22 protein-coding genes and 1 pseudogene are annotated in these 26,397 nt (G+C 30.0%); 5 read left to right on the forward strand and 18 right to left on the reverse strand.

Features of this window, described 5'->3' with window-relative positions; translation table 4 throughout:
* Positions 1–102: 102 nt before the first annotated feature.
* The 12 genes from ptsP to SERIO_RS05730 form a co-directional block, all read right to left on the reverse strand.
* Positions 103–1,833 (reverse strand): phosphoenolpyruvate--protein phosphotransferase, encoded by a 1,731-nt coding sequence (ptsP, locus tag SERIO_RS05675; protein ID WP_047791864.1) that lies wholly within the window; start codon positions 1,831–1,833, stop codon positions 103–105.
* A gap of 96 nt (positions 1,834–1,929) precedes the next feature.
* The gene (locus SERIO_RS05680; RefSeq protein ID WP_047791865.1) at positions 1,930–2,796 is read right to left on the reverse strand and encodes a hypothetical protein; all 867 of its coding nucleotides are present in this window, start codon (positions 2,794–2,796) and stop codon (positions 1,930–1,932) included.
* Between the two features lie 202 nt (positions 2,797–2,998).
* Positions 2,999–3,844 carry a P-type ATPase actuator domain-containing protein gene (locus tag SERIO_RS05685; protein ID WP_047791866.1) on the reverse strand — a complete coding sequence of 282 codons (846 nt, stop codon included), beginning with the start codon at positions 3,842–3,844 and terminating at the stop codon, positions 2,999–3,001.
* Positions 3,845–4,003: 159 nt separating this feature from the next.
* Positions 4,004–4,966 (reverse strand): ABC transporter ATP-binding protein, encoded by a 963-nt coding sequence (locus SERIO_RS05690; RefSeq protein WP_047791867.1) that lies wholly within the window; start codon positions 4,964–4,966, stop codon positions 4,004–4,006.
* A gap of 77 nt (positions 4,967–5,043) precedes the next feature.
* On the reverse strand, positions 5,044–6,732 hold the full coding sequence (locus SERIO_RS05695; protein ID WP_047791868.1) for an ABC transporter permease: 1,689 nt from the start codon (positions 6,730–6,732) through the stop codon (positions 5,044–5,046).
* Positions 6,733–6,824: 92 nt separating this feature from the next.
* Positions 6,825–7,046 carry a hypothetical protein gene (locus SERIO_RS05700; protein WP_047791869.1) on the reverse strand — a complete coding sequence of 74 codons (222 nt, stop codon included), beginning with the start codon at positions 7,044–7,046 and terminating at the stop codon, positions 6,825–6,827.
* A 563-nt stretch (positions 7,047–7,609) separates the two neighbouring features.
* The gene (locus SERIO_RS05705; protein ID WP_047791870.1) at positions 7,610–7,900 is read right to left on the reverse strand and encodes a hypothetical protein; all 291 of its coding nucleotides are present in this window, start codon (positions 7,898–7,900) and stop codon (positions 7,610–7,612) included.
* Positions 7,870–8,592, reverse strand: a complete 723-nt coding sequence (locus tag SERIO_RS05710; protein ID WP_047791871.1) for a lipoprotein — start codon at positions 8,590–8,592, stop codon at positions 7,870–7,872. The genes SERIO_RS05705 and SERIO_RS05710 overlap by 31 nt, the downstream gene beginning before the upstream one ends.
* 1,184 nt (positions 8,593–9,776) lie before the next feature.
* Positions 9,777–10,784, reverse strand: a complete 1,008-nt coding sequence (locus tag SERIO_RS05715; RefSeq protein ID WP_047791872.1) for an NAD(P)-dependent oxidoreductase — start codon at positions 10,782–10,784, stop codon at positions 9,777–9,779.
* Between the two features lie 17 nt (positions 10,785–10,801).
* The gene (locus tag SERIO_RS05720; protein WP_047791873.1) at positions 10,802–12,004 is read right to left on the reverse strand and encodes an AEC family transporter; all 1,203 of its coding nucleotides are present in this window, start codon (positions 12,002–12,004) and stop codon (positions 10,802–10,804) included.
* Between the two features lie 167 nt (positions 12,005–12,171).
* The gene (locus SERIO_RS05725) at positions 12,172–14,145 is read right to left on the reverse strand and encodes a heavy metal translocating P-type ATPase (protein WP_047791874.1); all 1,974 of its coding nucleotides are present in this window, start codon (positions 14,143–14,145) and stop codon (positions 12,172–12,174) included.
* 21 nt (positions 14,146–14,166) lie between these two features.
* Complete coding sequence (locus SERIO_RS05730) at positions 14,167–14,382, reverse strand: cation transporter (protein WP_047791875.1); 216 nt, start codon at positions 14,380–14,382, stop codon at positions 14,167–14,169.
* A 214-nt stretch (positions 14,383–14,596) separates the two neighbouring features.
* Between SERIO_RS05730 and SERIO_RS05735 the strand changes: the two genes are divergently transcribed.
* The 4 genes from SERIO_RS05735 (at position 14,597) to aguA (ending at position 18,941) form a co-directional block, all read left to right on the forward strand.
* Positions 14,597–15,076, forward strand: a complete 480-nt coding sequence (locus SERIO_RS05735) for an Lrp/AsnC family transcriptional regulator (RefSeq protein WP_047791876.1) — start codon at positions 14,597–14,599, stop codon at positions 15,074–15,076.
* 231 nt (positions 15,077–15,307) lie between these two features.
* A complete protein-coding gene (gene ptcA, locus SERIO_RS05740; protein ID WP_047791877.1) occupies positions 15,308–16,399 on the forward strand; it encodes a putrescine carbamoyltransferase in 1,092 nt (363 codons plus the stop codon).
* Between the two features lie 18 nt (positions 16,400–16,417).
* On the forward strand, positions 16,418–17,872 hold the full coding sequence (locus SERIO_RS05745) for an APC family permease (protein ID WP_047791878.1): 1,455 nt from the start codon (positions 16,418–16,420) through the stop codon (positions 17,870–17,872).
* The gene (aguA, locus tag SERIO_RS05750) at positions 17,844–18,941 is read left to right on the forward strand and encodes an agmatine deiminase (protein ID WP_047791879.1); all 1,098 of its coding nucleotides are present in this window, start codon (positions 17,844–17,846) and stop codon (positions 18,939–18,941) included. The genes SERIO_RS05745 and aguA overlap by 29 nt, the downstream gene beginning before the upstream one ends.
* Positions 18,942–18,972: 31 nt before the next feature.
* On the opposite strand, the gene rplA is transcribed toward aguA, so the two are convergent.
* From rplA to SERIO_RS05770, 4 genes are all read right to left on the reverse strand, one after another.
* Positions 18,973–19,659 (reverse strand): 50S ribosomal protein L1, encoded by a 687-nt coding sequence (gene rplA, locus SERIO_RS05755; protein ID WP_047791880.1) that lies wholly within the window; start codon positions 19,657–19,659, stop codon positions 18,973–18,975.
* On the reverse strand, positions 19,659–20,096 hold the full coding sequence (gene rplK, locus SERIO_RS05760) for a 50S ribosomal protein L11 (RefSeq protein ID WP_047791881.1): 438 nt from the start codon (positions 20,094–20,096) through the stop codon (positions 19,659–19,661). The genes rplA and rplK overlap by 1 nt, the downstream gene beginning before the upstream one ends.
* Positions 20,097–20,319: 223 nt before the next feature.
* On the reverse strand, positions 20,320–21,198 hold the full coding sequence (locus tag SERIO_RS05765) for an ETX/MTX2 family pore-forming toxin (RefSeq protein ID WP_047791882.1): 879 nt from the start codon (positions 21,196–21,198) through the stop codon (positions 20,320–20,322).
* Between the two features lie 18 nt (positions 21,199–21,216).
* Positions 21,217–22,074 carry an ETX/MTX2 family pore-forming toxin gene (locus SERIO_RS05770; RefSeq protein WP_047791883.1) on the reverse strand — a complete coding sequence of 286 codons (858 nt, stop codon included), beginning with the start codon at positions 22,072–22,074 and terminating at the stop codon, positions 21,217–21,219.
* Positions 22,075–22,276: 202 nt separating this feature from the next.
* Between SERIO_RS05770 and SERIO_RS05775 the strand changes: the two genes are divergently transcribed.
* Complete coding sequence (locus SERIO_RS05775) at positions 22,277–22,564, forward strand: hypothetical protein (protein ID WP_047791884.1); 288 nt, start codon at positions 22,277–22,279, stop codon at positions 22,562–22,564.
* 57 nt (positions 22,565–22,621) lie between these two features.
* Here the strand turns inward: SERIO_RS05775 and SERIO_RS05780 are convergent, their stop codons facing one another.
* A complete protein-coding gene (locus SERIO_RS05780) occupies positions 22,622–23,548 on the reverse strand; it encodes an alpha/beta fold hydrolase (RefSeq protein WP_047791885.1) in 927 nt (308 codons plus the stop codon).
* Positions 23,549–23,631: 83 nt separating this feature from the next.
* Positions 23,632–26,346, reverse strand: a pseudogene (gene mgtA / locus SERIO_RS06890) (magnesium-translocating P-type ATPase).
* Positions 26,347–26,397: the final 51 nt, after the last annotated feature.

Consider the following 26,397-nt stretch of genomic DNA (forward strand, 5'->3'; position numbering starts at 1 on the left):
ATTAGTTAAGAAGTTAATCATCATTAAACCAACCTTTCGTAATAGCAGCAAAATAAAAATAACACTATTTTATTTAATAGTGTTATTTTAAATGAAAATCAATTATTTTAAAACATCTCCGGTTGCTTTTTCAACTAAATTAATAACTTCTTCACTAGTTTCACAACTTAAAACTGTTTCTGCTAATTTGGCCATTTCATTAGTATCCAATTTACTAATAATACTACGTGCACGTAAAATACTTGTGGCCGACATTGAGAAGTAATCTAATTTCATTCCCATTAAAATTGGAATCGCTAATGGTTCGCCGGCCATTTCCCCACACATTCCTACTCATTTGCCTTCTTTATGAGCACCATCAATAATAGTTTTTAATAAACGAAGAATTGATGGGTTGTATGGTTGGTACAGATATGAAACAAATTGACTCATTCGATCAGCAGCCATGGTATATTGAATTAAATCATTAGTTCCAATTGAGAAGAAATCAGCATGTTTAGCAAATTGGTCTGCTAAAACAGCGGCCGCAGGAACTTCCATCATCATTCCAATTTCGACATTATCGGCAACTTTATGTCCCTCTTTTAATAAATTAGCTTTTTCTTCTAAGGTAATTGCTTTTGCCTTTTTAAATTCATCAATAGTGGCAATCATTGGGAACATAATTCCTAATTTTCCAAAGGCACTTGCTCTTAATAACGCTCTTAACTGAGTACGGAAAACATCTTCGCGATCTAAACATAAACGAATGGCACGGTACCCTAAGAACGGATTCATTTCTTCGGGGAATTCAAAATATGATAATTTTTTGTCTCCCCCAATATCTAATGTTCTAATAATAACCGGGCGTCCTTGCATCCCTTCTAAGGCTGCTTTATATGCAACAAATTGTTCATCTTCAGTTGGGAAGTGATCATTATCCATGTATAAAAATTCACTTCGGAATAAACCTACTCCTTCTCCACCATTGTCTAATACTCCTTGAACATCTTTTGGGGAACCAATATTTCCTTCTAAGGTAAAGCCTTTAAAACCATCTTTAGAAACTGTTGGTTTATCTTTAAAAGTTAATAGTTCTTGTTGTTTTTTAATGAAAGCAGCTTTTTTATCAGTTCATTCTTTAATTTCATTAGGTTCTGGTTTTAGAATAACTTCCCCAGTTGTTCCATCAATAATAATGTCATCACCATGGTGAGCTAAGGTTGTAATATTTTTTAGTCCTAATACAGCCGGAATTTCTAAACTACGGGCCATAATCGCAGCGTGACTAGTTCGCCCCCCCATATCACAAGCAAATCCTTTCGCATATTGCGGATCCAATTGGGCTGTTTGTGATGGCGTTAAGTCATTAGCAACTATAATAACTTCTTCATTAATAGTTGCTAAATCCAACACTGGCACATCTAAAATATATTTAACTAACCGATCAGTAACATCTTTAATATCACTAGCTCTTTCTTTAAAATAGGGATCATCCATTTCCGAAAACATCGCAATATATTTTTTAGCCACATTATCAATGGCATAAGCAGCATTTAATTTTTCATTATTAATTATTCCTTTGGCTTCATCTAACATTACTGGGTCTTGTAAGATTTGACCATGTGCTTCAAAAATTGCCGCTTTTTCAGCCCCTAATTTTTCTAAGGCAATTTTTTGTAATTTTTCAATATCCCCTTTTGCTTTGATAATCGCTTGGTCCAATAATTTGATTTCATCATCAACATTGTCAATTGTTGTCTTTTCAATATTCAATCGTGGTTCTTCTAATTTAAAAACTTTTGCAATCGCAATTCCATTACTAGAACCAATTCCTTTAATTTTATTTGACATCTTTATATCTCCTTTTTCTATCTATCCAAACTATTTTAATTATATACCAATTAAAATATTGTGATAAGATAAAACAAAAAAATATTAGATAATTAGTTATCTAATATATTCTTCATCATCTTCAAATTTTAATGATTTATCTATTAAATCTAAATCTTCTTTAAAAATTTTCATTTTTTCATTAATAAACTCACTATTTTCTTCACAGAATTGCTGAATTAATTTATTAATTTCTTCCATAACTTGGAGAAGGTCTTGCGCAATATTCCGATTAATTACTTGCGGGTTAAAATTTTCAAGATAGTGATTAGCGACTATTTCAAAGTGTATTCTTAAATTAGCTAGCAGTAAATTTCTTTTTTCAAAACACATTGCTGCATACTCAACAAACAAAGTTGAAAAAGACAAAAAGTTATTTGCTAAATTAGTTTTTAAATAATTTTTTAATGTTGCAAACCTAGTATTAAAAAATTCTTTATACTTTACAACTAAACTATTGTCACTAAGCTGTTTATTATTAGATAATGCTTTTGCAAAATCAAGAAACTTTCTTTTAATTGGCCCCTGAATTAAATTTAATTTTGTTCCAATGACTGGTAAGATTTTAATTTTAATTAAATTTTTAATCTCTTCTAATTCAAAAATACCTAAAAAACTATTTTCACTTAATAATTCCTGAAATTGTTGTTCAGATTCGTTTTGGCCCATCAATTGTTCATTAGTTTCAAATGTGAATAAAAATGGCACCCCATCAGATTTTGTGAATTCAACAATGTCTTCCTTAAAATTTAAAAAGCAATTATTTATATAATAATTAAAACAAAAATTTAAAAAGTAAAGAGAAAAATCATCGACTTTTTCTCGGTTTCTAATAAAATAGTCTTGAAAAAAATCATTATATTTTGTTTTAAATTGTTCTTCGGTTGTCGCTGAATCTAAGCGACCAAAAATATGTCCTGGCATATGGTTTTTTCCTTTCGTTGTTAGTTAAAAATAAAAAAACCTAAAAAATAATTTAATATTTTTTAGGTACTTTTCGTACTCGTTTTTTATTTTTCAATAGGATTATAACATATTTTTATTTAAATTTTGTTAAATAAAAAACTATATTGCTAACAATATAGTTTTTTCATTTTAAAATTACTTGAAAATTATACGGGTTTTTTTAATTAAAAGAATGTTTTTCAATAATACTATTAGTAATTGCTGCTAAATAAGTATTGCATCCGGTTGCTGTAACAATTCCAATGGCAAACCCTGATACCACCGTTGAACCCATTAAACAAATGTTGGGTATTTTTAATAAACTACTCTCAATATTATCATTATTATAATACTCTTTTTTAACTGGTCAGTTATTACCAGTAATATTAGCTTGGTTAACATATAAGTCGTGACTAATTAAAATTCGTAAATCTGAGGGAACAAAATCTCCTGTTTCTAAGAAAACTAAATCCCCTGGCACAATATCAGTTAAATTAATGACTGTCATTTTTTGGATTAATTCAGGAATGTCAATTTCGTTAATTTGCAAAATTTGATTGTTGGCGTTACGAATTACTTTGGCAGTACTTTGCGGAAGCTGACCAATTTTTTTAGTAATCAAATTTCTACGAATTACTTTGGTAAAACTGATCATTCCACTAATAATTAAAATCATACTAAATAAAATTGGTCCTACCAAAAAATATGGGGAAAGAGTACGATTGGTAAAATAAACAACTAAATTACCAATAATTATTGCTCAAAAAATTAGTTTAAAAGGACCACAGAATGCATTTAAAAATTCTCATCCTCAGTGCATTTTATTGTTTGTTAAAATATTTTCCCCAAACTCAATTTTACGTTTCTGATATTCTTCTTTTGTTAATCCAAAACTAGCTAATTCTAGTTTATTTAATAAGTTTGGTTGGTCTAGTTTCGCGTATTCAATTAACTTTGTTTTATTTTCATTAAAAAACTTTTCTTTTAAATAAATATTAATTCTTTCATGACGAAAAACTCTTGTCATAATATCCTTCCTTTCTTGTTGGTTTCTTAACACAGTAAGAAAGTTATTAAAGAGAATTCCCGCTATGATATTAAAATTCGGGGGAAAGTAATAACACCCTTACTAGTTAGAAACATTATGTTAAATTGTTCATCTTGTTTTTTAAGTTTAGAGGAATAACTACTTGGTTCTGGTGCCATTACTCTCACCCCCTTTCTGAGGAACTAATTGTTCATTAGTTTTCTGCAACTCTCCTAATTTTAACCGCAATTGCGAAATATCATTTTTCATTTCTTTAAAATAGTAGATGTGCACATTATTTTGTAGTGTATATTTAAAAATTTGGTCCATATTAATCGGAAAAGAAATTGTAATAATTAACTCATTGAATTTTTGTACAAACCGGTAGGGAATGTTTCGAATTTTTAAATATTCAATGACTTTTAAATTATTGTCTGATCTTAACCGGTAGTTCATTTTTGCTTTAAAGGGTGCATAACTACCACTATAAAGCATCTTTCCATTTAATAAAATGGTACAATCATCGATTAATGGTTCAATCTCATCAATCATGTGGGTTGTTAATAAAACTGTTTTCCCCTCTTTTTTGTACTTCATTAAAATACGATAGAAATTTACCCGACTAGGATAGTCCAAGTTCGCCCCCGGTTCATCTAAGATAATTAAATCAGGATCATTCATTAACGAATGGATTAACATTAAGCGGTTTTTCATCCCGGACGAATAAGATGAAATTACTTTATCTTTATGTTGATATAAATTAAACATTTTTAATAAATTATCAATATTATTAACTAAGGTCTTTTTCTTCAAGGGCGTTAAATTACCAACTAATTTTAAGAAGTTATAGCCAGTTATTCCTAACGGAAATTCTTCAAGATTAGTGGCATACCCCATTTTTAATTTTGACTGGTATTTTCTGGGCGCATAACCATTGACTTTAATTATGCCCCGATAGCGGGTTAGCGCACCAATAATTGATTTTAACATTGCTGATTTACCACTCCCGCTCTCACCAATCAACGCATGTAAACTGCCCTTTTTAACTTTAAAGGATATTTTTTCAATTTTAAAATTTTGGAGTTTCTTTGCAAATTTATTAACAATAATGACATTTTCCATCTTAGTATCCTCCTACTGGGCAATTCTGCGATTTTTTCAAACAAAAGCCGCACTAATAAATAAGACAACTGCTAAAGTTAGATAGCCAATCAGGACATCCTGACTATTTTGAATATTTTTACTATTTTTAAATTAATAGTATTATCATTATTTAATTGTAAAAATAAATTTGGATAACTAAAGAATTCATTTTGTTCACCATCTAGTTTAATTTCAGAAGTAACAAATGGATTAAATCAAAAATTACCATAACTACCAAGCATTGACGTTCAAAGTTGATTAAAGTGTTCAAAGATATTAAATTTATTAATTCATCAATATTTATTAACAAAATTATTATACTTATCCCATTGTGGACTTTGGAGACTATCATTTACTTTTGCATTAGCAATTACTTTATTTTGATAAACAATATTTTCAATTTCATTTTCCACAATTCGTAAAGCAAAGTAAACCGGATTATTAAAGATTTTAGTATAAGCATCAGCCGGATCAAAATTATAAGTTGATTCTGTATTTTTATAGGCACCAACAATATCTTTCGATGTTAATGAATATTTTTGCTGAGTACTTTTGACTAAAATATAAGAAGCTTCTGGATTTGTCTTAGGGTCTCCTTCCACAAAAGACAATAGATTGGGAAAGTCATTTTCTCAATAACTAATTAATGCATCCCTGCTACCATATATTTTAATATAATCATTAATAAAATTTAATAAATCAACTTTAAACAAATAAGTTTGTTGATCATTCGCTTTTGTTTCTACATCGGCTTGCAATTGGTCATAACTAATAATATTATGCAAAAAATTAATTGAGATAATAACTTCTTGGTTCGTAAAAATTCCTTTTTCATCATCAGCTCAGGTTCTAATTTTCATTGAGGTATCAACCCGACCATCATTTTCTAAACGAAGCTGGTCGTAAAAGTCATATCTTTTTGCTAAAGTTGTATCAATTGTGGGATCGTTACTAGTTCCAAAATTAACTAAATCATTCTGATCAAATTTATCAAAAAATTGGTAGAGTGTTGTCGTTAAGTTTTGATAACGAAGTAAACCCTGGTTTAAATATTTTTTGAATAATAGATCGGTCTTAATGTCACTCATATTAATTGGTGCTCCACCATTGTCAAAACTGATTGCAATATTATTAAGTTCTAAATCTAAAATTTGACTGGGTAAGCCCCCCAAAATAAATAAACTACATAGCACCGCAAAAATTAGAAAGATGACATGGGAATTAAAAAACATTGATAAAAATATGATCCCAGATAATAAGGTAAAAGAAAAAATAAAAGTAAAGATAATTAACTTGAGAATCATCTGGACATAAAAATGATAATATGGGTAATCATTAAAAGAATTCAGCACTATCTCTACAATAAATAAAATTAAAATATTACTAATAATAAACATAATAATTGATAAAAACGAAACAATTGTTTGGGAAATAAAAATTTGCATCCGACTGACTGGTTTCGTGATAATTAGCAATAGTGAATTATCCTCGATTTGCTGACTAAACAACTTAACAATAATTATTAAAATATATAAAAATAATAAAATACAATAGAAAATTAAAACATAAAATTGAAAATTTTTAACAAAAGCAGTTCCATCATTCTTAAAATATAAGAATAAGATTAGCGAAAAAAGGAGACTAAGCAATAATGATAAAAGAAATATAATTCCAATAGCATAGGAACGAAAAATTTTGGCAAAAATATACTTATTTAATTTTAAGATTATTAGCCCTCTTTTCAAACCATTTCCTCCTTTTGTTTATTACTAATGCAGTCAAGCAGTTGTGATATAAACTTACCTGTCGACATAGTTAGTTAAACTATTATGAATTACTAACTAGTCGGTGGAGTTGCTCCAGCAATGAAGCTAAGACTAGCCTCGCTAGTATTTCAAAAACTAATTTTAGTACCTAGAATTTCAAAATAAGGAGTTGCTGCAGGGTGTAAATAATTAGCAAATGCTCCGGTTAAATCAGGCCATTTTTCAAAATCACCTTTATCAAATGTTTTTAATAACTGATAAGCATACAAAAAATAATTTAAGAAATTTGTCATTGAATCACCACGGAAACTATATTGCTGATTATTATTAGTTTTAAATCCAATAATATTATTTAATGCTTCTTTAGTAACGGCACTGTCTTTTTTTGCAAGATCAATTGCATCACTAGTTAATAAATCAAACGTGTCAGTAAAAGGTACCCCTGAATAATGATTTAAAACATCCTGACTTTTATAAACAACTGCAAAGATATTACACTTAATGATAGAATTAAAATTTCTTAAAGTTAAAATTTTGTTATTTCCGATATTATCGTTAAAGAGTGTTGAACTAGTTGAAAAAATATTAGCAATAACTGGGGTAACTTGATCAACATAAGTATCAAGACGGTTTAGAGTTCCATCATGGGTAATAAAATATGGTACACTAATTGGAGCTAAATTTAATCCATCGATTGTTCAATTGCTTAAAGTAATTGCACCATAGTTAAAAATCTTATTATGATCAGGAATCGGATTATTAGGATCAGTAAAAGTCCAGCCGTCTTTTTCTCAAGAATCAATTTGTTTATCTAATGCCGAACTAAATTCTTGGTCACTTTTTTTATAGTCAGCAGTTAAATTTTTTTCATCTCCTCAGTTGAAAATTTTGGTTGAAAGGTAACTACGTTTCCTGACTCATATTTATCTAGAAAACTCTGCTGACTGCCATTAATTCCTCAGCTAGCAAAGTCATTTGTTTGATTAGAATTACTTTCAAACTCATTAATTTGAATTTTTGAACTAGGGAATTTTTTATTTAAATAATCTTCTAAATAAGATTTTGCTAATGTTTTAAATTGGGCAAACTGTTGGACATCATCGGCTGAAAAATTATTTAATCTAGCGACAATATCGGTTTTTTTCAATTCTCCAGCAATTTTTTACCTGATTCAGAAATTAAGTTTGCAATATCAGCCCCTTGATTTGCTAATAAAAAGTTGGTATTGGTATCACTTGTATGTTGAATAATTTTCCCAGTTCGTAAATCTTTAATATTCAAACTAAAAGAAACATTTGTTCATATTTTGTCTAAACTTGTAATATTAGAATCTTGTAAAATTTTTTGATACTGATCTTTGGGGATCCCAAAAGTTTGATCTCCCCCCGGTTTTCATAATAAAGGTTCTTGTTTGTATACTGTTTTCGCGGGATTAAAAACTAAAATTTTATCAACGGGAATACTTGTAAAATATGATTTAAAAATACTATCTTTTAATAAGTTTTGGCTAATTGCTCTTAAAACATTTTGAACAACAGTATTAAAAGCAGTAGTAATTTTCTGGTCTGTTAACAAAATTTCTTGTTTTTTACCATAATTTTGGTCTAGTAATTGTAAAATACTATCTCCCTCTTTAATATCACCAGCGTTTAAATACTTATTTTGACCTCCAATTAGAAATTCACCACGAACTTTTTTAATAACATCATTAATAACTTGGTCAATGGTATCAGGCTCGGGGGGAATATTTGAATGATGATTACCCGCACAACTAGCTAACGCCGGGGTTGAAGAACCAATTAACGTAACTGATCCTAAAATACTTAATAATTTTTTCATTATTAACCTCCTTTGAAAAATATTAATAAATAATCACAATAACACAAAAATGACATTAAACTTATTACTTTTTTAAATAAATCTAATGAAAGTTATCTAACAATAAATTACTTGTGATTTTAATAATTATTAATTTGCATAAAAAGGAATAGCAAATTCCGTGTTCCAACAGCCATATGATTATGCAATAAAAGTACTTTAATATCAGCATTTAAACATTCGTAACACAAATTTGATGGTGATTAATATTATGAATTTATTAGAAATATAAAATAAGAGAGATTAATTATTAAAATTTATTAAATTTATAAGGAACAGCAAAATATGATAATCACCATAAATTCAGTAGGTTTAAAATGGTTAATATTAAATTGTAAATTATAGTAAAAATTAGAATGTATATATGGGGTAGTTAGTAACATGAACAGCTATTAAAACACTAAAAATATTGCCATCCTTTTATGCAAATATCTATAATTTTTTAATAACAACTAATTACAATTAGTAATTTTAGTAATCCTGCCAATTATTAAGATGGTACTTAAGTAAACTTATGATAAACAAGATAGTTAGATTTGGAAATTTATAGCCATATCATAAGTTAAATATTAAATATTCTTAAATGAATGGGGTTACTTTTTGTCATACCCGATTTTTTCCTTAACAAATATAACTAAGATCGTAGACATAATAAATTTGGATAAGATTAAATGCACTAAATTATTTTGTTGAATTATAAAACAAAACTTAGTTAATTTGTTTTTCTTATTTTTCCTTATTTTCTTCTTTGCCAAAATCAATTCCTCTTCTCAAGAAATGATCTGCCTGAATTGGACCTTAAATATGTGGCATTTTAATTTATGGGGTTAAAATACGCACACTAAAAATTAATTATTATTAGTTAAATAACTTTTAAGCTTATTAAATTATTTTGAATATTATCTCACCAAAAATTTTACTGGGAAGTTATATCCAAGAATAGTTTTGTCAAAGCCATTGTTGTTCAATATTCAGTTTTCACATAGTTTTTTTCGAGAATTGGAGATCGTTTTGGACATAACATCACCACCTTTTTTATAATAATTATTATTTATCATAAATTGCCAAATAGTCAAGATAAAAATAACTACGGAATTTCAAAGTAAAAAAAACATTTGGCAATTTTTGCCAAATGTGACCTTTTTTTAAATTCGGTTTTTTAATTCTTGTCCTGTTAAAATGATTTTTAAATTTTCATAAGTAGTTTCAATCATATTTTTAACCGCTTCATCAGTATATGAACCAACATGGGGGGTAATAATTACACGGGGATATAATTCTAATAATTTATTTGTCATATCATCTCCAGTTTTATCACCATTAAAATCTTTAAAGAAAACTGATCCTTCATTTTCTAAGACATCCAGACCAACACCTTTTAAATGGTTTGTTTTAACAGCTTCATAAACTGCCGCGCTATCCATTAATGGTCCCCGCGCGGCATTAATTAACACGGCCCCTTTTTTCATTTTACTAATAAATTCTTTGTTGATCATATGATGATTTTGTTCTTTAATATATGGACAATGGAATGAAATTAAATCTGATTCCTTAACTAAGGTATCTAAATCAACATATTCTAAGGTTTCGCGAACTTTATCATTTGGATATAAGTCATATCCTAAGACACGAGCGCCCATTCCTTTTCAAGCCTTCGCTGCTTCAAAACCAATCCGTCCGGTTCCCACAATCCCAATTGTTGAATTACGAATTTCTTTGGCAAACATAAAGTCATCTACTTTAAAGTTAGTTTGGCGTTCACGGTCAGCCATATAAAATAAATTTCTTAGCAAGGCATTCCCCATGCTAACTGCTAGTTCACTAACAGCATTTGGTGAATAACTTGGCACATTTGCCATTTCAAAACCTAACTCGTGGGCTTTTGGTAAATCAATATGATTATAACCTACTGTTCTAGTTAGTAAGTATTTCACTCCATATTCTTTCATTTTTAATAAATTTTCGGCTCCACAATCACAATTTGCCCGAACCATTACAGCATTATGACCTTTTACAGTATCAATGTTGTCCTTTGTTAAATATTCTTCAATTAATGTTAGTTGATATCCATAATCTTTATTTAAGTTTTCAAAGAAAACTCGTTCAGTTTTCCGAACCCCATAACAAACCATTTTAATATCTTGTAAATTCATATTGTTTTCCCTCACTTTTAGTTAAATAATGGTGTGGCCCCAATTGCCGTTGTAATAATTACTCAGAATGGTAATGAAATAACTGAGAACAAGGTTGACACCAATGTTAAGTTACTTGTTAATAATGGTTGTTTTTTGTAACCAATTGAATAAGCAACGATTACTGAGGCGGGGGGGGCGGCTAACATAATCACAATTACTCCTAAACCAGTTGTGTCAAGTGTTCATGCTCCTGAAGCTTTTCCAATTTCCGCAAAAATCACAGCTAAAATCAACCCGACAATTGGCGCAGCAACAACTTTCATCACCATTCCATACCATACTTTTTTGTCTTGACTAGCAGCTTTAAAGTCTCCTTTGGCTAATGTCATCCCAATTGCTAATCACGCTAATGGTGTACATACCGCTGCTAAAGTGGAAGTAACTTTAAAGAATGGTGGGAACGTGTTATCTAATCGGAGTGGTGAATATTTTAACCCACTGTTATTTTTCATTTGATCGGGAACAACTTCAATTCCTGGAATTAACTGGGTTACTCAGAAAATAAACCCAACAATTGTGGCAATTAAGATTGGATTTAAAAAGATTGTTTTTAAATTTTTCTTAATTGTTGCCATTCTTTTAGCTCGCATCTCAGTTTTAATTTGGGCATAACCGTTGGGATCGGTTTTAATATCAACAACTTTTTCACTCACTGTTTGTTCGGCGGTTGCTAAAGTTGTCACTGGTTTACTCATCACAATAAACCCTAATGAGTATAAGAAAATTCGATATGGGATGTTAAAGATATTAGCTGGCAATGTTGAATTATCATATAATGCGGTAACTACTGGAATTCCAAAGAAAGTAGTTGATGCAAAAACTGTACACATTGCTAAGGTATCTTGGACATCTTTTTCATACTTAATATAAAAGTACTTTGCCACAATCCCCATAATAATATAGAATAAAAATCCAACTAATAAAATTGCTAACTGTGTTTTTAAGTTATCAATCGTAATATTAGCCATAAATCCATTAAAAGCTAATGATGGTAACCCAACAACCATCACTACTTTAATTAAAACTCCTTCTCAATCTTTTTTAAAGGTACCTTTTTTAGTTAAGGCCCACCCCAAAAAGATTACAAAGATTGTTGCCAAGATGGCACTTCAAAACTTTCAAGCTTTTAAAGTAGCAACGACTGCTTGGCCAACATCTGCTTGTAAATATAAACTCATTTTTTCCCCTTTCTGTCAAAAAAACTAATAATAAGTTAATTTATTAATTTATTAACACCCTTAAATTAATACTAGTTTTTTAGTTTTACTAATTAATATTACTATTATAAAGATAAGTTGTAAATAATAATTTCTGATAAAAAAATATCCTCACTCAGCAGGATATTTTACTTATCAAAATTAACTTTACGAAGATAAAAAATTAAGGAATTTGTTAAAACAGTAATATCACTAACTCCCATCACAATCGCTCCGACAATCGGCGGAATAAATCCAACAATTGCTAAGGGAATCGTTACTAAATTATAACCAAAGGCTCAAAAGAAATTTCACCAAATAATTTTTCTGGTTAATTTCGTTGCTACTAATGCTTTATAAATATTGAAAATATCTGGTTTAATAATAGTAATATCGCTAGCCTGGATCGCAACCTCACTACCTTGGCCCATTGAAATTCCAAAATCTGATTGTTCAAGCGCCACAATGTCATTAATACCATCACCCACATAACCAACTGTTTTATTATTACTTTGAATTTCTTTAATAATATTGGCTTTATCAATCGGACTAACATTTGCATAGTAATTAGTAATTCCGACTTCCTTAGCAATTCGGGCAGTGGTTGCTAAATTATCCCCACTAATCATATACACACCAATCCCATGTTTTTTAAAATTAGCAATTGTTTGTTTAGCATCTTCGCGGATAGTATCCGCTAAAAATAATACATTGCTAATAGTATTATTAACAACTAAGGCAATTAAGATTGGACTATCGGTTGCTAACCGCTCAACTTCAGCTTTTAATGACGGATCAATATAATATGTTGTTAAGGTTTTTTTATAAGAAGTTAATAAATACTCTTGGTTATCATACTGACCACTAATTCCTAACCCAGCGGTTTCAGAAACATTACTAAATTTAATTTCTGGTAAGGGTGTGCTAAAATAACGAATAATACTTTTGGCAATTGGATGCGAAGATAATTTTTCTAAATTATAAATATACGGATAATTATCAACCGGGCCCAAAATTCTTTTAATGGTTAATTCCCCAGTGGTAATAGTTCCTGTTTTATCAAAAGCAATGGCATCTAATTTAGTAATTTTTTCAAAAACTTCCGCATTGTTAAAAAGAACTCCCTCCTTAACCGCTTTATTAGTACCAATCGCCACTGCTAAGGGTGTTGCAATTCCTAATGCACATGGACAGGCGATCACAATTACAGCAATTGCAATATTAATAGCATGGGATAAATCATTTGGATAAAAATGAAAATACTGAACCACAAAGGCAATAACTGCTACTAATAAAATAAAGGGGGTAAATCATTTTGCAATCCGATCGGCAATCCGTTGTAATTTTGGTTTTTGACTTTGAATTTCCTGCACTTTCTTTAAAATATTAGCCAGCACTGTTTCACTACCAACTTTTTTCGCTTCCATATAAAATGCTTCTCCAGCATTAACTGTCCCACCAATTATTTCATCACCAAGTTGTTTTTCAATTAATTTTGTTTCACCAGTTAGCATGGCCTCATTTAAATAACCAATTCCTTCAATAATAACTCCATCGACTGGAATTTTTTCACCCTTGCGAACTAATAACTGATCATTAACTTGAACATCATTGGTGTTAATTACCTTAATATTTTTATTTTTATCAACTAAATTTGCTTCATCTGCTTTTAAGGTAACAATTTGCTCAATTCCTTGGCTAACCTTCTTTTGAATTCGGTTACTAACAAAATTACCAATTAGTAAAATCGTAATAATTGTTGCTGCGGTTTCAAAAAATAAATGATAATGTTGTGGAGTAATAATTAAATAAATACTATAACCATAAGCTAATAAAGTTCCCAAGCCAATCAGAGTATTCATTTCTAATTGGTGTCAACGAAAAATTTCGTTATACATATTTTTATAATATCCCCGCCCAGGGTAAACTATTACAATAGTAGCTAAAACTAATTGTAATCATGGGTTTGTTAAATAGGTAAAAGGAAAAACTGGGATCATTGATAATAGCAAGGGAATTGTTAAAATTATTGCAATAATCATTTCTCCTAGTTGTCGTTTTTCACGTTTTGTTAATTTTGTTTTTACTAAGTTAATCTTAACCTGTTGCTGACTCCTTTGCATTTTCTCTCTCCTTACTTCAAATTAAGCAGGAACTTCGTCGTATTCAAAACCAGCTTTCTTAATTTGTTTTAGCATTTCTTTTTTAGTAATTTTTGTTGGATCATAATCAATTGTAATTGATTTCCCCACTAAATTTGTTTGATATTTAATGTCGTTAATTGTGTTTAATTTTTTTTCAATTGAACTTAAACAACTACTACAACTTAATTCTGGAAAATATAATTTTACGGTTTCCATTTTAAACACCTCTTTTCTTAATTTCATTGTAAAACAAATTAAAAATAAAAAAAGAAGTTACTTTAATGTAACTACCCATATTAACTGAATTATAATTTTTTGATGATAATATTTTTCTTAAAATTATAAAATTTTAACTTTAAAAAAATTAAAATTATTATTTTTAACTATAAAATTTAACTATATAGCATATAAAAATGAAAGGAGATAATTTATGAAACAAAAAGTTCTTACCAAAATCGACTATCAAATTATTAAACATCTTAATAAAAATGCTTTAACAAGTAATAACCAAATTGCAAAAGAACTAAATGTCAGCCAAAAAACAATTAAAGCGCATGTTGATTGACTAATTAAAAATAAAGTTATTCGTCCCGTGGCCATTGTCAACTCTGAATTCTTTGGTTACAACATTATTGTCGATGTTTTTATTTGAACGAAGAAACAAGTTATTAATGATGAAATCAAAGAACTTTGTACTAATTCTTCCAATGTGGTTTACTTTTCAAAACACTGGTCAAATGAAACGATTAGTTTACAAACAAAATTTAAAACCTTTAATGAACTAACAATTTTCTTAGAAGAAATTAGAGCTCTTGAAAATGTTGAAAGAATTAAATATAGTATCATTCCAAAAGTTTTTTTTGATAATGACTCTTGGATTCCCAGTGAGAATGATTTTAGTAATAAATAATTAAAAAAAATTGTAGTTAATAAATGAACTAATAACTTCCAAAAATAGAAGTTTACTATCGTAAAATATAATATTATCTGTTTGTTTTTTAACTTTTGAGTAATTAATTTAGTTTTTACAAGTAAATAAATAGTATGTTAATTACCCTTTTTAGTAATTTAAAATTAAATTTTCGGATTTGAATTAATATTTTAGAAAATTATAATCAAATTATAGAAAGGAAGATAACATATGAATAAAGTTAGACATTTTATAGATATCCAAGAATTAAGTCAAAAAGAAATTTTTGAGATATTTAAACTGATGAAAATGTTAAAGGAAGCACGCTACAATGGTGCCGTTCCTGAACTATTAAAAAATAAAACTTTAGCAATGATTTTTGAAGAACCCTCAACAAGAACCCGTGTTTCTTTTGAAGCAGCAATGACCTTATTAGGAGGACATGCCCAATATTTAAAACCCGGAGAAATTCATCTAGGTGCTCGGGAAAGTTTATATGACACAACAAAAGTCTTATCACATATGTGTGATGGCATTATGTGTCGTGCGTTAAAACATCAAACAGTTTTAAATTTAGCAAAATATGCGGATGTTCCTGTTTTTAATGGGTTAACAGATTATAACCATCCTACCCAAGCAATTTGTGATGTTTTTACAATGTTAGAACATTTACCAACTACCAAAAATCTTGATTATGAAAATATTAATTTTAACGAAATTAAAGTTGTCTTTATTGGTGATCGTACAAATGTTTGTTCATCACTAATGCATATTACGACAAAATTAGGAATGAATTTTGTCCACATTTCTCCGACAAAATATCAAAGCCCACCGGAATGGGTTACTATTGCCCAAGAAAATATTGCCCAAGTTAAAAGTGGATCAGTATTAATAACCGATGATTTGGCAGAAGTAAAAAATGCTAATATTATCTATACTGATTTATGGTGATGAGTTGACCAAGAAGATGAGGCAGCAGAAAGAGTCCAGGCTTTTAAACCAAATTACCAAGTTTCACCAGAATTAATGAAACAAGCAGGAGACCAAGCCTTCTTTATGCATTGTTTACCTGCTTCGCGAAATGTGGAAGTATATGATGAGGTAATTGATTCTTCCCAATCAATTGTTTTCAACCAAGCAGAAAATCGGTTAACAGCCCAAATGGCTTTGTTAGTGTATTATATGTATCCCCAAATTGATAAATCATCAAATGCTGTTAAAGATTATTATCAAGGTAAACTTGAAAGTTTTATGGAACACCAAGATCGTTCTTGAAAACAACGTTATACCTATAATAATGATTATGCTGAAACAAAAAAATAACATTCCGCAAGAATAACCATGGCTAAAGCAAAAAAAGGGTTAAAGTTATTTGATATTATTGCTTTTACCTTTAGCGCTGTATTTGTCTTAGATTCCTTTGCTTCAGCAGCAGCAATTGGTTGACAATCAATTATCTATTGAATTATTTTATCAATCTTTTATTTTTTACCATATGGTTTAATAACAGCTGAATTAGGAGCTGCTTATAGCGATGATGGTGGAATTTACACCTGAGTTAAAAAAGCCTGTGGTAACCGGTGAGCAGCCCGAACAAACTGATTTTATTGATTAAATGTAGGTTTATGAATGTCATCAGTTTACATTGCCTTCTCATCAAGTTTGTCAAAAATATTTTTTCCAACTCACCCCTTATCCTTATGAGTTCAAATTGGCATTGCAATTGCTATTACTTGACTAACGGTGCTAGTTGGTTTACTTAATTTTAATTATATTAAATGGTTGCCAAATTTTTCAACTATTTCAAAATTAGTTGTAACCGTGGGGTTAATCGCAGCAGCAATTACTTGATTGGCAACTGGTAATCCAATTGCGACAAAAGTTAATGACCCTCAGTATGGAATTGTTCCATCCTGAACCCAAGGGATTGTCTTTCTCCCGGTGATTATTTATAATCTGTCCGGTTTTGAATTAGGGTCAAATACTACTAGTAGTATGAAAAACCCGAAACGCGATATTCCCTTATCCACTATTTTAGCAGGGGTAACAATCGTAATTTGTTATCTAATTGGAACAATTGCTGTTAATATTGTGACTGATATTAAAACACTAGATATCTCCAATGGAATTATTCAAACAATCGGGAAAGTTTTCCCGGAATGGTTAACAAAAATTTTAGGGGTGTTTTTATTATTTACTTTTTTTGGAAATATGATTACCTCAAGTACCGGTGCTAATAAAGCAATTCAAGAAGCAGCCGGTGACGGAGAATTTCCAAAGACCTTTGCCACAGTTCTAAAAAATAATTCACCCTTTTGATCAACCATTATTACCGGAATTATCTGTACAATTTTATTAATTATTGCGGGTGTAATGTCCCCTTCGGGAGAGATTTCGGATATTTTTTGACAACTATATGCCTTTTCGTCAATTATTTTCTTACTCCCCTATTTATTAATCTTTCCAAGTTTTCTTATTATCCGTTATAAGTATCCAAATTTAAAACGGCCATTTAAAATTCCCGGACCACAATGATTCCAATGAATTGTGGTTATTATTCCAATGCTCATTTTATGTTTAAGTATTATTTTATTCTTATTTGGTAAAATTATTATCCACCAACAAACTTGGGCATGAAATGATGGTGGGCAGTTTATTGCCTTTGCCTTAATCGGAACTATGATTTGTATTATTATTGGTGAACTTTTAATATGATGAGCACATCATCAAACTAAAAAAATTAATTTAATGAAAGGAGATAACAATTATGAGCAAACAACTAACATCAACTCCTAAAAACGATGGTTTTTGAATGCCTGCAGAATGAGAACCACATGACCAATGCTGAATGATTTGACCAGAACGAACAGATAATTGACGACAAGGAGGAAAGCCAGCCCAACGAGCTTATGCGACTTTTGCTAATACAATTGCTAAATATGAAAAAGTAACAATGCTCGTTTCTTATCAACAATTTGAACATGCTCGTAACCTCCTGGGTGAAAATGTTCGGGTGATTGAATGTTCAAATGATGATGCTTGAATGCGAGATGTCGGTCCAACAATTGTCAAAAATAAGAATGGCCAAATTCGGGGAGTTGACTGAATTTTTAACGCCTGAGGAGGATTACTAGGCGGGCTTTACTTTCCGTGGGATAAAGATGATGCAATTGCCCAAAAAACTTGTGAGATTCTTAATATTGATTATTACCGCCCTGATTTTGTTCTTGAAGGTGGTAGTATCCATACTGATGGGGAGAGAACATTATTCACAACAGAAGAATGTCTCTTAAATAAAAACCGCAATCCTCATCTTACGAAAGAACAAATTGAAGAAAATTTAAAATCTTTTTGTGGGGTTGATAAAGTAATTTGGTTGCCCTTTGGAGTATATAATGATGAAACTAATGGCCATGTTGATAACATGTTACATGTCGTTGCTCCGGGCCATGTCTTATTAACATGAACCGAAGATAAAGATGATCCTCAGTATGAACGTTCGCAAGCAGCTTACCAAATTTTAACAACTACTTTGGATGCTAAAGGGCGGGAAATTAAAGTTACAAAATTGCACCAACCAGGGCCATTATTTATTGAACCAGTTGAAGCTGACGATATTGACCTTTCCAACACAATGGCAAGAGCAGAAGGATTACGAATGCCAGCTAGTTATGCTAACTTTTATATTGCTAATCAAGCAATTATTCTCCCAATTTTTGGTGATAAATATGATGATTTGGCGATTACAACATTACAAACAGTTTTCCCAAACCATAAAATTGAACCAATTATGGCCCGTGAGATTCTCCTTGGTGGGGGTAATATTCATTGTATTACTCAACAACAACCAACTAGTAGTAAATAAAAAGTTATCTTAATTAAGATAACTTTTTATTTTATAATTCAATTAAAACTTTAATTCCCGGACCCATTGTTGTTGTGACAGCAATATTTTTAATATATGCTCCCTTAACAGCGGATGGTTTTGCTTTACGAATTGTGTCAAAGATAACATCATAATTAGCTTTTAAGTCTTCGGCTTTAAATGATACTTTTCCTAAGATTGCATGAATATTACCATTTTTATCAACACGGTACTCAACTTTTCCTTTTTTAACTTCTTCAACGGCTTTTTTTACATCCGGAGTTACTGTTCCTGTTTTTGGGTTTGGCATTAAACCTTTTGGTCCTAGTAACTTCCCAATTTTTCCTAATTCTGCCATAATATCAGGAGTTGCAATAATAACATCAAATCCAAATCAATTTTCTTTTTGGATTTTTTCAATCATATCTTTTCCGCCCACAAAATCAGCACCCGCTTCTTTGGCCTCAGTTTCTTTGGTATTAGTTAACACTAAGATTTTTTGCGTTTTTCCAGTTCCTTTTGGTAAAACAACTGCCCCTCTAATTTGTTGGTCAGCATGACGAGGATCAACATTTAAGTTAAAAGCAACTTCAACTGTTGAATCAAATTTTGTGGTTGTAGTTTTTTTGGCTAATTCAATTGCTTCTGAAATGGGGTAAAATTTATTTTTATCAACTAATTCGACAACTTTATTATATTTTTTTCCAAATTTAGCCATTAGTTTTTACCTTCCTTCGAAGATTCCATTCCTTCAATAACGATTCCCATATTCTTAGCAGTTCCGGCAATAATTCGCATTGCTGCTTCAACATCATTAGCATTTAAATCTGGTAATTTATATTCAGCAATTTTACGAACTTGATCGACACTAATTGTCGCTACTTTTTGTTCTTTTGCTTTTGGTGAACCTTTTTGAATATTAGCCGCTTTTTTTAATAAAATAGCAGCCGGTGTTGTTTTTAATTCAAATTTAAATGACTTGTCATCAAAAGCAGTAATAACAACTGGGACAATATCTCCCATTCGGTCTTTGGTTGCTTCATTAAATTGTGTAGTAAATTGGGGCATATTAATCCCTAATGATGCTAACTCTGGCCCTGGTTTTGCTTGTCCAGCTGGAAATTCTAATTTAGCAATTCTTGTAATTTTTGCCACGAGCAATTCCTCCTTATATATATTAATTCTCGCTGTGGTCCAAACGAAATAATTTTATTTCTACCACATTTAAGCACATTTTATTCAGTAATTTTACTTATCTAAAATAAGTGCCTATATAAATATAGCATAAATTATTTAAAAAACAATAGAATTCTCAATTTGATCTTAACTTTTAAAAAATAGCTAAATAATTAGCTATTTTAAATAAATTACCTTAAAATTAGATCCTTGTTTCATTATATGAAATAGTAAATGCCCCACCTTGTGATGTTCATGAAATTGGTAAGTTTAAAGATACATGTTTAGGGTTAGCAATGTCATCAACTGTTAGTGCAGAATCCCCATTGTAATCTTCTTGTAAATATTTACCATAGCCATCTTCATAAGCTAATATGTGGACTAGATTTTTTATATTATAACCATGGGCATATCCATCACTCATTCATGAACCATAAAAAGTTGTATCTAATGGTAAGTAGAATTTAATTCTACCATTAGCTCCGTACGATCCCTGCTCAATAATATAAGTAACGTCCAAATTAGAATGGGGATTAACAGTAACCGTTTGACTAGGTGCTGTTACTTTTTCGGTTGTGGTTGTGGTATGGCTATATTTACCTGATAAATCAACTTCCACATCTACCGAAGTGGTTGTTCAAAATACTGAAAGATTAAAAGAACCACTAATTTTTACTCCAACTTCAATATAATATGAAATGGTATTTGTAACAGATTTTGAATAGGACTGGGTTTTAAATGTTTGTGACAAATCAGAAGTATTAGAAAAACTACTGCTAAAAGTTTCAACAACATTTGAATTAATTGGATGAAAATCATAAACGGAAACAATCCCTGTTTTGTTAGCAATAAAACGATTAGCTAAATCGGTTGTAGCATCAGATAACGATTCGGTTGGATAAACACCAGGATTATATCGTAAATACTTTTCATTAATATCTTGCATTAAGTTTTCTAAAGTAGTCGGTGGTACTGTTTCATTATTTTTAAGATTAAAAAATTTATTAGTTTCTAACAAAGAAGAAGTGCAAGATGCACCTATTATAATACCACTTGCAAATAACGATAATAATTTTTTCATTAATAATTTTCCTTTCTATTATTTAACCTTATACTCTACACTAATTTTTTCACCTTTTGAAACTCATGAAATTGGTAAATTTAACGAAATTTTTTGAGGGTTGTCAAGATTATCGACAGTAATTACAGAATCACCTTGGTAATTATTTAAAAAATATTTACCATAACCAAGTGATTTAAAATATTCAACTAATCATCGAAGATTAAAAGGCGCTGAATATTGCACCCCATCTGAGTTTTCTCATGTTGATGTTCAAATTAAAGTATCAGGAGAAACAAAAAATCTTATTCACCCATCACTTTGATAAGTTCCCTCTTCAATAATATAAGTAACCACCCCTGTTTTATTAGCTGGTAAAATAAATTCTTGTTCGGGAGCCTCAACTGTTTCGGTTTCTGTTGTTGTATTAGTATAGCCTCCTGACATATCTACTTCTGCACTAATTTTTCCTTCAAATAAAATAAAATCAACTTTTTCAGTAATTTTAGTTTTCGTACCCCCTGTAATACTTCATGAAGTAGTATTAGTTATTGTTTTTGAATATGATTGGGTTTTTATTTTTTGATTATTATTTGTATTGTTAGTATATGTGTCATCAAATGTTTCAATAACATTTGAATTTAATGCTTTTGTGTAGTAAGCTTCCACATAACCTGTTGTGCTTTGCAAAAGTGAAGCAATGTATTTGGTACTAGTTGAATTGTTATTAATGAAATGATCAACCGAGTAATATTGTCTCGCAAGATTGTCAACATCGGTGGCGAGATTTTCAATATTACTTGGAGGTAGCACATCATTAGCACTGGAACCCAAAATTGAGAAGCAAGGGGTTGTTGATAAAATCCCCACATTAAAAATTGAAATTAACTTTTTCATATTTCATGTCCTTTCTATTAAATTATTTTATTATGTCTAAACAAGTAAAATATTCTAGTATATCTTATCCATAATAAATTATATTACTTTTATTAATCTTTATTTAAAAAGATTTACTTTTTTATTTTTTTCGTTAAGATAAACGTAAGGAATAGCATGAATTATAAAAATATATAAATAATTGATAAAAAGGATAGGTTTAATGAAAAAAACAACTTTAATTTTAATAATCATAACCTTAATTTTTATGGTTCTTGGTTTAATTTTAATTAGTAGTCAAAAAATAGTTTTCTTAGGAAATGAGGTTAATGGTTTTGAATTTTTAAAATTTACGACTCCTCGTCAAATTTTAAAGAGCTCAGAATTGCCTTTGTTAAAAACGGGGATTATTTTTACTGTTATTCTAACCCCAATTATGGGAGGAATAAGTATTCTTTTCTTTATGTGATCATTATTTAAAAATAAAAAGCAAATTAATTACGAAGATTAACATAGAAAAGAAAAAATGTGAATTTTAAACAACTTAAAATTCACATTTTTTAATCTACTAAATATTACTATTATAAAACGCTAAAATGTCCTGATAAACTTCACCTTTGTTTTTTTCATTTAAAATTTCATGGCGCATTTCATTATATAATTTAATATCTGCTCGATAACCATATTTTAAATAATTTTTATGTGTTTTAATAACCATTTTTCCAAATTTTCCAACTGGGTCATTTTTACCCGATAAAAATAAAATTGGTAACTGCTTTGGAGTTTTTTGAATATTATCCTTGTTTTCAATATACATTAACCCACTAAATAAATCTTTATAACCACTTGTTGTAAATACTGGAAAAGTTAATGGATCTTTTAAAAATCCTTGTTGGACATCTTTATCACTTGAAATTCATTCGGCACCGGTGTTGCCCTCTTTTCTAAATTTTTTATTTAAGGGAGCATAAGAATGTTTATGAATAAACTTGTCTAATACTTTTGGCCCATATTTTTTTTGATGACGAGCAGCAACTCGACGGGCAAATTTTAAAGTTGAAGTTCCATAATGAGCAGTCCCACAAAAAACAACAGCTTTTAACGTATCACCATGTTCAATTGCATAATGGCGAGCTAAAAAAGAACCCATGCTATGTCCAAACATCACAATCGGTAAGTGCGGATACTTTTCTTGAATATATTTATTTACTTCATATAAATCATCCACTAAAATTTGCCATCCATTTTCATCGGCAAAATAACCAAAATCTTCTTTATTTTTAACAGTTTTCCCATGCCCACGATGATCATTAGCAATTACTAAATAACCATTTTTATTTAAAAAATTAGCAAAGTCTTGGTAACGTAAGGCATGCTCACATGACCCATGTACTAATTGTAAAACTCCTTTTGGGTTTTCGACGTTTAGTCATTCATACATATGTAAATCTTTACCATCGCGTAGTTTTAATTCAAACTCTTTTACTTTTTCCATAGTTAATCTCACTCTCCATAAATTATCTCTACCTTTATATTATAGTATAAAAAAACGTTTAATTAAATAAACGTTTTTGGTTATTAAAGTCAATTTTTGGCAACTCGAATATAAGCAACTTTTGAAAACTGGGCGACCAAACAGTAGCCGGCAATTACCGCAAGGGCAATTGGAATATAGATTACTGGTGGTGGTGTCATACTGAACACATTATTGAAGGCATAAGGAATTAAGAATCCTAAACAGATCACAATTGTTGTTGTCATATTAACAGGTCATGTTGCATATGATTGGAAGAAGGGAATTTTTTTAGTACGAAACATTTGCATAACAACAGTTTGGGTAATTAATCCTTCAATAAATCATCCTGATTGGAACATTGCCACATGATGAGCAGCATTGGCTGAAGTTGGGTCAGCATGATATGCTGCTAAAACACCAAATCCATAACCAAAGATGGCAAAAGTAATTACATCAAAGACACTACTAATTGGACCATTAACTAGAGCAAATGGTAAGAACCCTTTGGTTTTCCAGCGCTGTGGGGTTAATAAGAAGTCGGGGTCAACACGATCAAATGCGATTGCAAATTGTGAGAAATCATAAATTAAATTTTGTAATAACATTTGTACGGGCATCATTGGTTCAAAAGGGATTCAAGCAGCAACAATAAGTAAAGTAAAAACATTTCCAAATTGCGAAGCAATTGTTATTTTAATATATTTTAGAATATTTCCAAAAGTTAATCTTCCTTGTTCAATTCCACTTTCTAAAACATCTAATGATTTTTCTAACAAAATAATATCTGAAGCTTCTTTAGCAATATCAGTGGCATTATCAACTGAAATGGCAATGTCACTTTGGCGTAACACGGGAGCATCATTGATTCCATCACCCATAAAGCCAACGACATGATCATTTAATTTTAAAATATTAATGATCCGTGCTTTTTCAAGGGGATTCAATTTTACAAAAACATTATTTTTTTCAACTACTCGTTTTAATTCATAGTCAGCTAGACCATCTAATTCTTCCCCCGAGATAATTCCTTTAATATTCATTCCTACTCGTTCACAAATTGAACGTGTAACAGCTTCATTATCTCCTGTTAAAATTTTTAATTCTACTCCCCGTGAAGCTAAAATTTTAACCATTTTATGAGCAGAAGGTTTTGGAATATCTAAGAAACTAGCATAACCATAGAAGATTAGTTCATTTTCATCTTCAATATTAAATGCTTTTTTATCAGCACTAACATTTTTATATGCTAGTCCTAACGCACGAAAACCACGGTTGTTTAAGCGTTCAAGTTGCGCTTTAATTTGTCTTCGTAAATTATCATCTAAGTCAACAATTTTATCTTGGTAGTAAATTTTAGTACTAATTTTTAAAACTTCTTCAATGGCTCCCTTAGTAATTAATTTAGTCCCATTATCATTATTGACAACTATTGTTAAACGGCGACGTTCAAAATCAAAGGGAATTTCATCAACTTTATGAAAATTATTAATATTGAAACGATATTCATTTTCTTTTACAAAACTAAGCACTGCATTATCTAGCGGATTTTTAATTCCAGTTTAAAAATAACTATTCAAATATAATAATTTTAATAATTCTGGTTCTTTTTTATTATCCAAGGTTAAGAAATCAATTAGTTCAATTTTATCATTGGTTAGGGTTCCCGTTTTATCAGTACATAAAACATCAATGGCTCCCAGATCTTGAATTGAACCTAAATTTTTGATTACCACTTTATTCTTACTTAATTTATAAGCTCCCCGTGCTAGGTTAGAAGTAACAATCATTGGTAGCATTTCAGGAATAATTCCGACAACAGCAGCAGCTGACCATGCAACTCCTCCCACCCAGTCACTTTTTGTTCCTGAATAAATTAAGTAAATAATTGGGGCCATAATTAAAATAAACATAATTAATAAGAATGTCACACGTTTAACTCCGCTTTGAAAACTTGTTAATGGTCGGCGTTCTTTTAAGACATCTGAAATTGATGAGAAATATGTTTGTTTACCAGTCCGCACAACTAAGCAAATTGCACTACCTGAAATTACACTTGTTCCAGCTAAACAAATATTTTCTAATTCTAATAAATTAGTATTAGTAGTTGTCGCATGTTTTTCAGCTGGCACTGATTCACCTGTTAAGGCAGCTTGGTTAATAAATAAGTCTTTACTAACTAAAACACGAACATCAGCCGGAACCATATCCCCACTTGATAAATAAATTAAATCACCGGAAACTAATTCCTTTACATCAAGATCGTGTGCTTTTTTTACTAATTCAAACATATTATCTTGATTGATTGTTTGATAATTTTCTAAATTACGAATGACCGTTGCTTTATTACTAACAATGCCAATTAGTTTTTTAGTTACAAAATGTGCTTTAATAGTTTGGACATATACCACAGTCCCACTAGCTAGAATCATTAAAGCGACGATACAAGGTGATAAAATATCTCCTAAACTACGATCACTAACAGCGGTACTAAAGTAGTTATAAAAGTTATAAATACAAATTGCCAGCAAAGCTAAGTTGAAAGGTCCAAAAAAAGATTTTAGGAAATTCAACCCTCAATTAAATTTTGATGGATCAACTGCATTATAACCATGTTCTTTTTGTAATTCTTCCACTTGGTGATCTTTAATTCCAAACTCGTCTTGTTTCATTTCTTTTAATAATTCCGGTTGGTCTAAAGATGCACAAAGTTTTAATTTTCTATCATTAAAATTTAGCTTCTTTTTAAGAGCTAATTTTTCTCTATATTTTCTGAACATTTTTGGGCTTCCTTTCTTTTTCTAAACACAACAAAATAAGATAAGAAGCAA

This window comes from Spiroplasma eriocheiris, from assembly GCF_001029265.1.
In the GTDB taxonomy this organism is placed as follows: domain Bacteria; phylum Bacillota_I; class Bacilli_A; order Mycoplasmatales; family Mycoplasmataceae; genus Spiroplasma; species Spiroplasma eriocheiris.